Annotated in this window: 13 protein-coding genes; 10 read left to right on the top strand and 3 right to left on the bottom strand. The window is 59.0% G+C overall.

Going from position 1 to position 12,733, the window contains the following annotated elements:
• Positions 1–11 precede the first annotated feature (11 nt).
• The 3 genes from F475_RS14435 to F475_RS14425 all read right to left on the bottom strand — a co-directional run bounded on the left by F475_RS14435 (position 12) and on the right by F475_RS14425 (position 3,074).
• On the bottom strand, positions 12–770 hold the full coding sequence (locus tag F475_RS14435) for a S9 family peptidase (protein WP_018925671.1): 759 nt from the start codon (positions 768–770) through the stop codon (positions 12–14).
• Positions 760–1,869, bottom strand: a complete 1,110-nt coding sequence (locus F475_RS14430) for a DUF3182 family protein (RefSeq protein ID WP_111454182.1) — start codon at positions 1,867–1,869, stop codon at positions 760–762. The genes F475_RS14435 and F475_RS14430 overlap by 11 nt, the downstream gene beginning before the upstream one ends.
• Before the next feature lie 209 nt (positions 1,870–2,078).
• Entirely contained in the window at positions 2,079–3,074 is a 996-nt protein-coding gene (locus tag F475_RS14425; protein ID WP_111454181.1) for a GlxA family transcriptional regulator, read from the bottom strand.
• Positions 3,075–3,175: 101 nt separating this feature from the next.
• On the opposite strand from F475_RS14425, the gene F475_RS14420 reads away from it, so the two are divergent.
• The 10 genes from F475_RS14420 (at position 3,176) to F475_RS14375 (ending at position 12,573) form a co-directional block, all read left to right on the top strand.
• Positions 3,176–3,724 (top strand): cysteine hydrolase family protein, encoded by a 549-nt coding sequence (locus tag F475_RS14420; RefSeq protein WP_018925668.1) that lies wholly within the window; start codon positions 3,176–3,178, stop codon positions 3,722–3,724.
• Between the two features lie 280 nt (positions 3,725–4,004).
• The gene (locus F475_RS14415; protein WP_018925667.1) at positions 4,005–4,586 is read left to right on the top strand and encodes a YjfI family protein; all 582 of its coding nucleotides are present in this window, start codon (positions 4,005–4,007) and stop codon (positions 4,584–4,586) included.
• A gap of 24 nt (positions 4,587–4,610) precedes the next feature.
• The gene (locus F475_RS14410; RefSeq protein WP_007933675.1) at positions 4,611–5,309 is read left to right on the top strand and encodes a PspA/IM30 family protein; all 699 of its coding nucleotides are present in this window, start codon (positions 4,611–4,613) and stop codon (positions 5,307–5,309) included.
• 247 nt (positions 5,310–5,556) lie between these two features.
• Positions 5,557–6,120, top strand: a complete 564-nt coding sequence (locus F475_RS14405) for a rhomboid family intramembrane serine protease (protein WP_111454180.1) — start codon at positions 5,557–5,559, stop codon at positions 6,118–6,120.
• A gap of 71 nt (positions 6,121–6,191) precedes the next feature.
• Positions 6,192–7,226, top strand: a complete 1,035-nt coding sequence (locus F475_RS14400) for an ion channel (RefSeq protein WP_111454179.1) — start codon at positions 6,192–6,194, stop codon at positions 7,224–7,226.
• Complete coding sequence (locus F475_RS14395; RefSeq protein WP_111454178.1) at positions 7,213–7,893, top strand: DUF2491 family protein; 681 nt, start codon at positions 7,213–7,215, stop codon at positions 7,891–7,893. Before F475_RS14400 ends, F475_RS14395 begins: the two co-directional genes overlap by 14 nt.
• A gap of 14 nt (positions 7,894–7,907) precedes the next feature.
• Positions 7,908–8,336, top strand: coding sequence for a DUF350 domain-containing protein (locus F475_RS14390; RefSeq protein ID WP_018925663.1), 429 nt, complete (start codon positions 7,908–7,910; stop codon positions 8,334–8,336).
• 19 nt (positions 8,337–8,355) lie between these two features.
• The gene (locus F475_RS14385; RefSeq protein WP_018925662.1) at positions 8,356–9,084 is read left to right on the top strand and encodes a DUF1190 domain-containing protein; all 729 of its coding nucleotides are present in this window, start codon (positions 8,356–8,358) and stop codon (positions 9,082–9,084) included.
• Between the two features lie 12 nt (positions 9,085–9,096).
• The gene (locus F475_RS14380) at positions 9,097–10,254 is read left to right on the top strand and encodes a glutathionylspermidine synthase family protein (RefSeq protein WP_018925661.1); all 1,158 of its coding nucleotides are present in this window, start codon (positions 9,097–9,099) and stop codon (positions 10,252–10,254) included.
• Positions 10,255–10,374: 120 nt separating this feature from the next.
• Entirely contained in the window at positions 10,375–12,573 is a 2,199-nt protein-coding gene (locus F475_RS14375) for an OsmC domain/YcaO domain-containing protein (RefSeq protein WP_111454177.1), read from the top strand.
• The last annotated feature ends 160 nt before the right edge of the window (positions 12,574–12,733 follow it).

Genomic DNA, 12,733 nt, shown 5'->3' with positions numbered 1-12,733 from the left:
CACCGCCTCTCTCAACTCGATTGAATGATGCTCAACCGCTCACCCACCACCATCTCGGTGATCCAATCCACCAGAATCGAGGTGTACGCCTGTTGCGAAACCGGGTCGCTCAAGGCGTGATCCGCACCATCGATGATCCGGTGAGTCAGCGAGTGAGTCTGCTGACACGCGGCGCGGTAACTCATGATCGTCGCGTGGGGTACATAGGCATCGGTCTCGGACTCCACCAGCAACACATCCCCGGTGAATTGCGAGCAGGCGTGCAACGCGCGATTGCTGTCGGCGCGCACCAGCGTGCCGCGATAGTCGCGCAAGTCGGCTTTGTCCAACTCACGCTTGGGCGTGTGCCACAAGTCGTCGCGATACAATGCCGGCACCCGCAGCGCCAACCAGCGCACCGGACGCAACGTCGTCAGGATCGCCGCCAGATAACCGCCATAACTGGTGCCGACCACCGCGATCGCAGAGGTGTCGAGCGCCGGGTGGGCGAGCAAGCGGTCGTAGGCTGCCAGCAGGTCGCGCAGGTTGTCTTCGCGGGTGACCCTGGACAACGGAATGCCGGTCCCGCCGGTATGGCCACGCAAGTCGAACGTCAGGCACACACAACCCAACCCGGCAATGCCTTTGGCCCGCTCCAGGTCGCGCTCCTGGCTACCGCCCCAGCCGTGGACGAAAAGCACCCCCGGGACTTTCGATTTGGGGCTGAGGAAGGTCCCGCTCATCTGTTCATCGTCGATGTCGATCTGAATGGTTTCGCTTCTAGCCGTCATAGGATTTGACCGTCACGTACTTGAGAAGAAAATCACTGTGTTCCGCCGGCCCGCGGTACACCTCGATAGCGTTCGCCGGCAGCGTTTGATCGCTATAGGTTTCGACCGACGACACGCGAATCGCACGCAGGCCGGGGTCGTTGACGAAGCTCTGCAACGCTGCGACTTCGGCGCTGCTGGCACCGCCCAAACGCCAGGATTGTTCGAGCACGCCGCTGCGTTGTCGGCCGTTGCAGTCCAGCCCCTGGGCGATGTCGTAGTTGCGCCGCGAAGCATAGAAACCGGGGTAGGCTTCATCCGCCGCACTGTCGAATACCTGTGCCTGCTGGATCGCCAGCCTCACGTCATCCGGCAGTTCCAGCGCCAGCAGGTCCTCGTAATAACCCTGCACCACCAACAGATTGGACCCTCCATAAACCTGCTCGCCCTGAGCGTCTTCGGTCAAGTATTGATCACCGCAATAACTCAGCACTTTGTCGCCGATGAAGCTTTGGCCGACGCTGTGGGTGATCACCTCGGTCAAGTCCTGTTCCAACACCACGCCTTCGGTGAACAGTGTCTTGGCCTCGGGGCGAGCGAGGATGGCGTCGAACTGGTCAAGGCTCTTGATCACTTCCTGACCGCGTCCGGCGCAGGCGTGAATAGGCTTGATGCGGATCGGGCCGCTGTAGAGCAGGTGCTCCGCCGCCGGGCGCGCATCGTCCAGGGAGAACACGCTGAGGCCATCGAGCACGACGCTGCGCACCCGTTCGCAAAACAACGTTGCCCAGCCTTCGGGCGCGAACGCATAGCGGTTCAACAGCCCATGACTGATGGCTTTGGTGCAGATGAAATCGTGGTCGACGTAACCGCCCCACAAATCCTCCGGCCCTTTGACGCCCAGCTTCCGGGCGATAGCGGCGCCCACCAGCGTCTGGGTCGGCAACAGATAGCGGTCACGACCGCTGTGCAGTTGCGGGTCGTAACTGCCGCCGTATTCGAGCCCGACGATCTGCGCCAGCCAACGAGCCAGCGCCCGATTGGTTTCAACTTCGTGCAGCGGGGCATCGGGCCGTACCGAATGGGCGAGTACCAGTTTCTTGCGATTTGTTGGGGTCATGCGTCCCCCTTCAATCTGCGTTGGATAAATGTAGCTGGAGGGGTGCAGGGATCAGGCCAATGGCGGCTGATGAAGAACGACTGTTAAATCAGCCGGTTGCCCAGACAGTAATGGCATTACGCCTGTTTGATTATGCACGACGCCCTTCAGGACTCCGGCATTTTGCACGACTCAAACCTCCCACATTTTCTTGATCTGGCGTGCTCTGGCTACCGGGCCACAACAGCTGGCGGCGTCACGCCAAACCGCGTCCGGTAATCACTCGGCGCCAGCCCGGTAATCTTTTTGAAGGTCGCACGAAACGCACTCGGGTCCTGATAACCCACGGTCCAGGCAATGTGATCAATGGTGCCGTTGGTGAATTCGAGCATCTCGCGCGCCTTGCCGACGCGCAGGTGCTGGCAGTACTCGGTGGGTTTCAACCCGGTCGCCGCGCGGAATCGCCGCAGGAAGGTGCGCTCTTCCAGCCCCGCCCGTTCGGCCATTGCCGCCAGCGAGACATCGACCGCCCCGGTGCTTTGCAGCCAATGCTGGACCTTGAGAATCGAGGCATCGCCATGGCTGAGAATCGGTGAAAAATTACTGCCGCATTCGCTCGCGCTGTCGCTGTGCTCCACCACCAGAAAGCGTGCCGTGCTAGTGGCAATGCTCGGCCCCAGCAAGCGGTTCACCAGCCGTAACCCCAGCTCTGACCAGGCCATCAGCCCGGCGGTGGTAATCAGATCGCCGTCATCGACGATGGGCGTGTCAGCCTTGAGCTTGATCGCCGGGTAACGCTCGGCGAAGGCTTTGGCCGAGGTCCAATGAGTGGTGGCGCTACGGCCGTCGAGCAGGCCGCTTTCAGCCAACAGGATCGACCCCACGCAAACCCCGCCCAACGTCGCACCACTGGCGTGTTGCTGACGAATCCAGCGGATCAGCCCTTGCGATGCCTGGCCCGCGGAAAAGCCGCCAATCGACGGCGGGATCAACACCGCGACCAACGCTTCGGCCGGGCCGGGTTGACTGTCATAGACCCGCTCTGGCACCTGATCGCCCTCGACCCGCCAATGACTGACCCGCAACAACGGCAACTGCGCCGTCTGATACTCGGCGGCAATCCGGTTGGCCACCCCGAACAGATCCGTCAGCCCATGCACCGCCGCCATCTGCGCGCCGGGATAGATCAGCACGCCCAATTCGACGACTGCCCTTTCTACGCCCATTGTCAGTTTTCCCCCTTCTATTGTCGGTGCGGCCAATCCTCGGACGGCCTGCAGAACCTGATACTTGAATCACACCCAACAAGCACTTCGAGGAAACACTCATGGCCAAGCAAGCACTCATCGTAGTCGATATCCAGAACGACTACTTCCCCCAGGGCAAGTGGCCTTTGGCGGGCGCCGATGCCGCCGCAGACAACGCTGCACGGCTGATCCAGGCCTTTCGCGAGGCCGGTGACGCGGTGGTGCACATCCGCCACGAATTCACCTCCGACGCCGCGCCGTTCTTCACCCCGGGCTCCGACGGCGCGAAGCTGCACCCCAAAGTCCTGAACCGCGCCGATGAACCGGTGGTGCTCAAGCACTTCGTCAACGCGTTCCGCGAAACCGAACTCAAGGCCATCCTCGACCAGCAAGGTATCGAACACCTGGTGGTGGTCGGCAGCATGAGCCACATGTGCATCGACGGCGTCACCCGTGCCGCAGCGGACTTCGGCTATACGGTCACGGTGATCCACGACGCCTGTGCCACCCTTGATCTGGAGTTCAACGGCGTCACCGTCCCGGCCGCCCATGTGCATGCCGCGTTCATGTCGGCTTTGGGTTTTGCCTATGCCAGCGTGGTGTCCACCGATGACTTTCTGGCTGGTTAGATAAGAAGCTCGTTCCACAGGATTGCGCTTAACTGATCGGAATCATGTTGCTTCCCTTCTTTTTCATACACCTGCGCAACCGTCGAAAAAATCTCACGCGTGAGCTATTGAGGGCTGCAAAAATAGCCTGTAGTGTTATCACGCGTGAGTTTTTCACAACGGGATCAGCACCATGAAAAGCAGCTCTCCATCAGATCCGCCTACCGGGTCTGTTACCGATTCAGCGAGCCGCAAAGGAGAGCGCTCGAAACCCTCCGCGAAAAAACCATCGAGCTTTTACATGAAGCAGATGCGCGCGGGCCTGGGTGCCGCCGGCTATGTGAAACACGAGACTTGGGTGCTTCCCGAAAATCGAAGCCTGCTCAAGCAGATGGAGAAACAGCTACGCCAACCGATTCTGGCTGGCTCATTCATGTCGGAGAATTACATGAGCGCAGGTAATAACTGGAACATCGATCGCCTCTACAGCGCCCTCCAGGCCCTCGACGAAGTGGTTGCGAACGAAATCACCCTCTCCCTCGTTCAAGGCTCCGAATCCAGCATCAAGCTGGAAATGAACGATTTCGGTGGCTTGCCGATTTACATCGCGGTGGTTGGCGATCAGATCATCGTCGATACCGTTCTGGTCGATGTCGAGTCGATCAACGACGTCCCGGCCTTCAACGACGCCGTTCTGCGCAGCCGGGAAATGTTCCCGCTGTCCTCGATCGGTATCGAGTCCATGCCCAACGGGCAGGTCGTTTACAACATGTTCGGCGCGCTGAGCTCCGACTCCAGCCTGACCAACGTCGTGACTGAGATCAAAACCCTCGTCGACAACGTCCAGCGCGCCAGCGAAGCCTTTGAACGCTTCTTCAATTAATTATTCGGGAACAGGATATATCCAATGACTCAGTCCATCTGGAGCAAATTGTTCACCGCGCTGCGTGGCGGTGCCAACGAAGTCGGCGAATCGATCGTCGACCAACAGGCCCTGCGCATTCTCGACCAGGAAATTCGCGATGCTGACAGCGCGCTGGCCAACGCCAAGCGTGAGCTGGTCACCATCATGGCCAAGCACAAACTGTCGGCTGACCGCGTCAGCGAGTACAACGCCAAGATCAAGGACCTGGAATCCAAAGCCCTGGCCGCCATCCAGGCCAACCGCGAAGACCTGGCACTGGAAGTGGCCGAAGCCATTTCGACCCTGACCAATGAACTGGATGTCGAGCAAAAGCAGGCCACCGAATTCGGTGGTTACGCTGACAACATGCGCAAAGACATCACCAAGGCCGAAAACCGCATCAAAAGCCTGCGCCAGCAAGTGGATATGGCCAAGGCTCGTGAAAGCGTACAGAAAGCCCAGGTCAGCGCCTCAATCGCCAGTGGCGGCGCCAACGGCAAGCTGGAAACCGCTGTCGGTACACTGAACCGCCTGCAAGCCAAGCAGCAGCAACGCGCCGCTGAACTGCAAGCCCAGGACGAACTGGCCGATGCGTCGACCGGCACCGACCTGGAGCGCAAACTGCGCGAAGCCGGCATCACGCCGGACGAAGGCAGCGCCAATGCGATCCTGGAACGCCTGAAGAAAAAATCGGCCGAGTAAGCAATACCCCGGCAGAAAGGGCATTCATTGCCCTGATGCCAGTCAGTCAAGTGCACTGACCCTGTGGCGAGGGAGCTTGCTCCCGCTGGACTGCGCAGCAGTCCCTTCTTTTTGGGGATAAGAGGGGCCGCTTCGCGGCCCAGCGGGAGCAAGCTCCCTCGCCACAACTTTACTCAGTGCTTGTTCTATCTCTTAACTGGCAGGCATTAATTGATCGCCCTTCTTTACTGCCGAGTCGAGGTCAAGGATGGATGCCCTGAAGGGTTTCAAGACAATCGCTGGCCTGGCCATCTTCATGGTTGCGCTGCAACTGCTCAATGTGGCGACCGGCTACAGCCTTAACGCCTTCGGCCTGGTTCCGAGAACCTTGCACGGACTGGTCGGCATCATCACCTCGCCTTTCTTGCACACATCCTTTGCGCACCTGAGTGCCAACCTGATTGCCTTTTTGATCCTCGGTACCCTGGTCATCGCCGAAGGGCTCAACCGGTTCATGGCCGTCAGCGCTATCATCATTTTGCTGGGCGGTTCGCTGATCTGGCTGTTCGGTTTTGCCGGCGTGCATATCGGTGCCAGCGGCTGGGTGTTCGGGCTGTGGGCGTATCTCCTGTCGCGCGCCTGGTTTCAGAGGAGCTGGAGCAACCTGATAACCGCCAGTGTCGTGGCCCTGCTCTATGGTGGGCTGATTGTTGGCTTCCTTCCGCGCCGGGGCATTTCCTTCGAAGGGCATATTTTTGCTGCAATCGCCGGGTATATTGCAGCCAAGGTACTGTTATCTACGCCGCGCAGCAGGTTTAATGCCGCCCGGTAACCACACTCGAGCACTTAGATGCCCGAGCGATTACGTCGCCAGGAATGAGCCCCCAAGGAGTCAGGGATGTAATGTCGATTTTCCTTTTATTGCGCGCGTACGCGGCGTCCTTCTTCCATCGCTTCGGCTGGGCCGGCCTGGCCATTGCGCTGGGCGTACACCTGAGCACGGCCTGGCTGGGCCTGGTGCTTCTGGGCGAACAACACCTCATCGCTCCCGCCACGTTCACCTACTTCTATCTCACCACCACGCTCACCGTCGGCTACGGCGATCTTGCGCCACAGACAGCCGCGGGACGGATTTTCGTGGCTACCTGGGTCATGCTCGGGGGCATTGCGCTGCTGACGGCGGCCATCGGCAAAACCACCAGCAGTGTCATCGATGTATGGAGAAAAGGCATGAAGGGCAAAGGCGATTTCACCGGCAAGGTCGGCCATACCGTTCTCATCGGCTGGGAAGGCGCGTCCAGCGAGCGGGTTATTGAGTTGCTGCTGCAGGACGAAACGTCCAATGACAACCTGATCGTCATTTGCGATTGCGATCTCGAAGAAAACCCCATGCCGGGCAAGGCGGCCTTTATCAAAGGTGAAAGCCTGTCCTCTGTCGCGCTTTTGCTGCGTGCCGGCGTACCTGGCGCCGAACGCGTACTGGTGCGAACCCATTCAGACGATCTGACCCTGGCCACCGTACTGGCGGTCAATCAACTGAGCCCGGTCGGGCATGTGGTCGCCCACTTCAATGAAAGTGAAATCGCCGCGCTCGCCAGCGCCTACGCGCCCAGCCTGGAATGCACCTCAAGCATGGCCATCGAGATGTTGGTGCGCGCCTCTCAGGATCCGGGCTCGTCAGTGGTCATCAATGAATTGCTGTGCGTGGGCCAAGGCGCCACCCAATACCTGATGAGACTGCCCGAAACCTTTGAAACAACGTTCGGCGATCTATACGCACAGATGAAAGAACGCCATAACGCGACCCTTATCGGCTACCGCGCCAAAGGCGCCCGACAGCCTTCAATCAACCCGCCCGGCGCCACTCGCGTCAAGGGCGGCGAACTCTTCTACATCGCCTCTACTCGCCTCAAGGAAATCTCCAATGGGATGGTTTAAACAGTTGCTGGGGCTTGAGGCCCCGAACGCGGGCACGAATACCGATTCGAAATGGACAGCCAACGATAACCTGCCAGTCACCGGCCCGCTGGGCCTGGCATTGGGCAAGGGCGTGATGTTCGACACGACCCTGAAACTGTTGCTCGACGAAAAAACCGCGGTAACCATTCCCGGCTCCCAGCAAATCTGGAGCGCCGGCACCATTGAGCTCGGGCAGTCGACCTGGTTGTCGCGCTATTACATGAACGACGAAGACTACTGGCTGCAAGTGCATACCACCGGCGACATCGCCGGGCAGGTCGAGTCGGTGATCCTGTTCAACTACCTCAGTTACGTCACCATCAACAGTGAAGCGGAGCTGCGGCGGCTGGCCGGCCCTCAAAGCCTGATCGGGCTGCCGACCTACACCCTCAACGGTGTCGAATACACCCGCGAATGGGGCACCGAGAACGGCCAGACCGAACTGGTGCCGTTGAGCGAACACCTGAAGAATCCGGACGAAACATACAGCATCCAGCACTGTTCGATGTTGTACGCCCGCGAAACCGGCCTGACCGATCGCCGGGAATTCCTGCTGTTTTCCGTCGAAGAAGACGCCGAAGGCACCATCAGCTTGAGCACTTCGCTGGGTATTTCGCTGTACACCACCGACCTGAACACTTTTTAAAAAGGAAGAAGTCCATGCTTGAAGCGCTCTCTATCTCCCTGAACAAAGCCGCCGTGCTCGGGTTTGTTTTGTACATCCTCGGCGCCGCCGTGTTGTTCGCGCTGTTCCAGTTCATCTACACCCGCATCACACCGCACCGGGAATTCGAGTTGATCCGTGCGGGCAACGTTGCGGCCGCCATCGCCCTGGGCGGCGCCATCATCGGATTCGCCATTCCGGCCAGCAATGTGATCGCCTACTCGATCAGCATTCTGGACTTCGTCGTCTGGGCGGTGATCGCCGCTTTCGTCCAACTGCTGGCGTTCCTGGTGACCAGCCTGGTGCTCAAAGGCGCCTCTGAACGCATCAAGAACGGCGAAATCGCAGCGGGTATCTATGTCGCGGCAGTGGCGATCAGCGTCGGCATGTTGAACGCCGCGTGCATGACCCCTTCCCAGAACTGATTGCGCCACGGAGATTGCGATGAAACGAAGCAAGTACGTTCAGCTCTCGCTGGCGGCATCGGTCGCCATGGCGATATCAGGCTGCGGGCCGACGGAAAAAACCTACGAGATACACAAAAAGTACAACTTCCAGTCCGTCCAGCAGTGCGCCGATGAAAAACTCCCGGTCGACATCTGTTCTGACGCTTATATGAAAGCCATGGCCCAGCATCGAAGCATTGCGCCGGTGTACGACAACCAGGCTGATTGCGACGCCGACTTTGTCGCCGACTGGTGCCAGCAGGATTCCGCCGGCAAATTCATCCCCAAGCTCGGTGGTTTCGAGCTGAGTGCCGATGGCGAGGTGACGCAGTCCGAAGTGGACGCGGCCAAGGCTAAATTGCCCGCATCGGAAGCGAATGCCGCAGGGTCGGGTTTCTCCGGCAGTAGCCTGCTGACCGGGCTGCTGATCGGCAACATGCTCAGCAGCAACCGCAACAGCTACTACTCCGAACCGGTCTACCGCTATCGCGATGATCGCGGTGACTACTCGTCCTCGACACTCAGTCAGCGGGTATCGTCAGGTTCAACCTTCAACAGGTCCAATCAGGCGCGTTACGGCAGCAGTGGCAGTTACACCGACACCATCACTCGCAGCAAGCCGGTGTCCGTTGCATCGTCCACTTCCCGCGGCGGGTTCGGCAGCCAGGCCAGCGCACGCAGTGGGTGGGGTGGATCAGGCAAGAGCTTTGGCGGTTCGAGTAGCTAAGGGAACAAGGCCATGAAGAAAATCCTCTGCGCAGAGCGTCATGACTGGAAACAGACCGCCGAAAGCCTCGGTTTTCTGTTCCATACCATCGACGACGAACCCTATTGGGACGAGAGCGCGTACTACCAGTTCACGCTCAAGCAGATCGAGAACGACCTCGAAGACCCGACCACCGAAGTTCATGAGATGTGCATGGACCTGGTGGCGCGAGTGGTGCAAAGCGAAGAGTTGTTGGAGCGCCTGAGCATCCCCGCGCCGTTCTTCGACATGGTTCGCACTTCATGGCTCGAAGGCCACCCGCACCTGTATGGGCGCATGGACTTCTCCTACAACGGCAGCGGACCGGCCAAGTTGCTGGAACTCAACTACGACACGCCGACCAGCCTGTATGAGGCCGCGGCGTTTCAGTGGGGCTGGCTGGAGCAATGCATCGAGCGTGGCTTGCTGCCCAGGCACGCCGACCAGTTCAACAGCATCGACACCAAGCTGCATCAGGCTTTTGCCCAACTGCAGCTCAAACAGCCCTTCTATTTCGCCTCGATGAAAGACTCGGTCGAAGACAAGGGCACCACTGATTACCTGCGCCTGGTCGCGGAAAAGGTCGGCATCGAATCGCGGCACATCGACATCGAAGACATTGGCCTCACCAGTGACGGACGTTTCGTCGACCTCGAAGATCGCTGGATCCCTCACCTGTTCAAACTGCATGCCTGGGAGTTCATCTTCCACGAACCCTTCGGCACAGCGATTGCCCAGAGCGATACGCAGTTTTTCGAACCGCCCTGGAAATCCATCATCTCCAACAAGGGCATCCTGCCGCTGCTGTGGGAGTTCAACCAAGGTCACCCGAACCTGCTCGCGGCGCACCTGGACTCCGACCCGAGTAAAGCGGTGCCCAAAGGTTGGGTGCGCAAGCCATTCTTCTCACGGGAAGGCGCGAACATTGAGCTGCAAACTGCCGATGGCCTGATCGTAAAAGAGGACGGCCCCTACACTGATGCGCCGTTTATCCTTCAGGAGTTTGCCCCGCTGCCGAAATTTGGCGACAGCTACACGCTGATCGGCTCCTGGGTGATCGGGGATCAGGCGGCCGGCATCGGCGTGCGTGAGGACAACAGTCTGATTACCAAGGATTCGAGCCGGTTCTTGCCGCATCTGATACTCGACTGAGCCCTCCATCGCCCACTAAAAAGGACTGGTGTCGACATATCGTCAGACACCCACAAGACTTACTGCGCAAATGCCGGATAATGGCGGCCATTCGTTTAGCCGTTATTCTGGTAATCCCCCATGGAAATCAAGGTCAACTTTCTCGACAACCTGCGACTTGAAGCCAAGTTCGATGACTTCACGGTGGTGGCCGATCAACCTATCCGCTACAAGGGCGATGGCTCGGCACCGGGTCCGTTCGACTACTTCCTGGCTTCGTCGGCGCTGTGTGCGGCGTATTTTGTGAAGTTGTACTGCAACACGCGCAATATCCCCACGGATAACATCCGCCTGTCGCAGAACAATATTGTTGACCCGGAAAACCGCTACAACCAGATTTTCAAGATCCAGGTCGAGTTGCCGGCGGATATCTCCGACAAGGACCGCCAGGGCATCCTGCGCTCCATCGACCGTTGCACCGTGAAGAAAGTGGTGCAAGCCGGGCCTGAGTTTGTGATCGAAGAAGTGGACAACCTCGACGCCGATGCCCAGGCGTTGCTGATGCCTGCTTCCAGCTCAGAGGCGAGCACCTATATTGCCGGCAAGGATCTGCCGCTGGAGCAAACCATCGCCAACATGTCGGCCATTCTGGCGGACCTGGGCATGAAGATTGAAATCGCCTCCTGGCGCAATATCGTGCCCAATGTGTGGTCGCTGCACATCCGCGATGCGCACTCGCCGATGTGCTTTACCAACGGCAAGGGTGCGACCAAGGAAGGCGCGCTGGCGTCGGCGTTGGGCGAGTTTATCGAGCGACTCAACTGCAACTTCTTCTACAACGACCAGTTCTGGGGCGAAGACATCGCCGACGCAGCGTTTGTGCACTACCCGGACGAACGCTGGTTCAAGCCTGGCCGTAAAGATGCACTGCCGGCCGAAATCCTCGACGAGTACTGCCTGAAGATTTACAACCGCGACGGCGAGCTGCGTGGTTCCCACCTGATCGACACCAACTCGGGCAATGAAGAGCGCGGCATCTGCTCGCTGCCTTACGTGCGCCAGTCCGACGGCGAGGTGGTGTATTTCCCGTCCAACCTGATTGAAAACCTGTTCCTGAGCAACGGCATGAGTGCCGGTAACACGCTGGCCGAAGCCCAGGTGCAGTGCCTGTCGGAGATCTTCGAGCGTGCGGTAAAACGCGAAATCATCGAAGGTGAATTTGCCCTGCCGGATGTGCCGGCTCACGTGCTGGCGAAGTACCCCGGGATACTGGCCGGGATTCAGGCACTGGAAGAGCAAGGGTTCCCCGTGCTGGTGAAGGATGCGTCCCTGGGAGGTGAATTCCCGGTGATGTGCGTCACGTTGATGAACCCGCGTACCGGCGGTGTGTTCGCCTCGTTCGGCGCGCACCCGAGCCTGGAAGTGGCGCTGGAACGCAGCCTGACCGAATTGCTGCAAGGCCGCAGCTTCGAAGGCCTCAACGACCTGCCCCAGCCAACGTTTGAAGGTCATGCGGTGACCGAGCCGAATAACTTCGTCGAGCACTTTATCGACTCCAGCGGCGTGGTGTCGTGGCGCTTCTTTAGTGCCAAGTCGGATTACGAATTCGTGGAGTGGGACTTCTCCGGCCAAGGTGAAAACTCGAATGCCGAGGAAGCCGCGACCTTGTTCGGCATTCTCGAAGGCATGGGCAAGGAAGTGTACATGGCGGTCTACGAGCATATCGGTGCAACGGCCTGCCGCATCCTGGTGCCAGACTATTCGGAAATTTATCCAGTAGACGATCTGATCTGGGATAACACCAACAAAGCGCTGTTCTTCCGCGCCGACATCCTGAACCTGCATCGCCTGGACGAAGAAGAGCTGCAAGCGCTGGTTGAGCGTCTGGTGGAAAGTGAGCTGGACGACTACACCGACATCACCACCTTGATCGGCATCGAATTTGACGACAATACGGCCTGGGGTCAGCTGACGATCCTGGAGTTGAAGCTGCTGATCTATCTCGCCTTGCAACAATTTGAAGAAGCGAAAGAGGCGGTGGAAATGTTCCTGCAGTACAACGACAACACGGTTGAGCGCGGCTTGTTCTATCAGGCGGTCAATGTGGTGCTGGAGATGAAGCTGGACGAAGACCTGGAACTGGAAGACTACGAGGCCAACTTCCGCCGGATGTTTGGCAACGAGCGGATGGATGCAGCGATCGGATCGGTAGACGGCAGCGTGCGCTTCCATGGCTTGACGCCGACCAGCATGAAACTGGAAGGGCTCGACAGGCATTTGCGCTTGATCGAGAGCTACAAAAAACTGCACATGGCGCGGGCCAACATGACCGCCCTGTAGGAGCCGGCTTGCTGGCGATCCAGGCGCCGCGGTTAACCAGGCAAACCGAGTTATCGTTCATCGCCAGCAAGCCGGCTCCTACAATATGGTGCGCAAAAGAAAACCCCCGACCAGTCGAGAGGACTGATCGGGGGTTCCAGACCTAAACTTTACAAAAAAG

The sequence above is a fragment of the Pseudomonas sp. URMO17WK12:I6 genome (assembly GCF_003253625.1).
Taxonomy (GTDB): Bacteria; Pseudomonadota; Gammaproteobacteria; order Pseudomonadales; family Pseudomonadaceae; genus Aquipseudomonas.
Note: the sequence above shows the minus strand (reverse complement) of the source record. Positions and strands in the feature narration are given on the sequence as shown.

Bases quoted from the DNA above. Each gene is read 5' to 3' on its own strand.
- F475_RS14435 (WP_018925671.1), bottom strand. From the start codon at position 770: ATGACGGCTAGAAGCGAAACCATTCAGATCGACATCGACGATGAACAG.
- F475_RS14430 (WP_111454182.1), bottom strand. From the start codon at position 1,869: ATGACCCCAACAAATCGCAAGAAACTGGTACTCGCCCATTCGGTACGG.
- F475_RS14425 (WP_111454181.1), bottom strand. From the start codon at position 3,074: ATGGGCGTAGAAAGGGCAGTCGTCGAATTGGGCGTGCTGATCTATCCC.
- F475_RS14420 (WP_018925668.1), top strand. From the start codon at position 3,176: ATGGCCAAGCAAGCACTCATCGTAGTCGATATCCAGAACGACTACTTC.
- F475_RS14415 (WP_018925667.1), top strand. From the start codon at position 4,005: ATGAAGCAGATGCGCGCGGGCCTGGGTGCCGCCGGCTATGTGAAACAC.
- F475_RS14410 (WP_007933675.1), top strand. From the start codon at position 4,611: ATGACTCAGTCCATCTGGAGCAAATTGTTCACCGCGCTGCGTGGCGGT.
- F475_RS14405 (WP_111454180.1), top strand. From the start codon at position 5,557: ATGGATGCCCTGAAGGGTTTCAAGACAATCGCTGGCCTGGCCATCTTC.
- F475_RS14400 (WP_111454179.1), top strand. From the start codon at position 6,192: ATGTCGATTTTCCTTTTATTGCGCGCGTACGCGGCGTCCTTCTTCCAT.
- F475_RS14395 (WP_111454178.1), top strand. From the start codon at position 7,213: ATGGGATGGTTTAAACAGTTGCTGGGGCTTGAGGCCCCGAACGCGGGC.
- F475_RS14390 (WP_018925663.1), top strand. From the start codon at position 7,908: ATGCTTGAAGCGCTCTCTATCTCCCTGAACAAAGCCGCCGTGCTCGGG.
- F475_RS14385 (WP_018925662.1), top strand. From the start codon at position 8,356: ATGAAACGAAGCAAGTACGTTCAGCTCTCGCTGGCGGCATCGGTCGCC.
- F475_RS14380 (WP_018925661.1), top strand. From the start codon at position 9,097: ATGAAGAAAATCCTCTGCGCAGAGCGTCATGACTGGAAACAGACCGCC.
- F475_RS14375 (WP_111454177.1), top strand. From the start codon at position 10,375: ATGGAAATCAAGGTCAACTTTCTCGACAACCTGCGACTTGAAGCCAAG.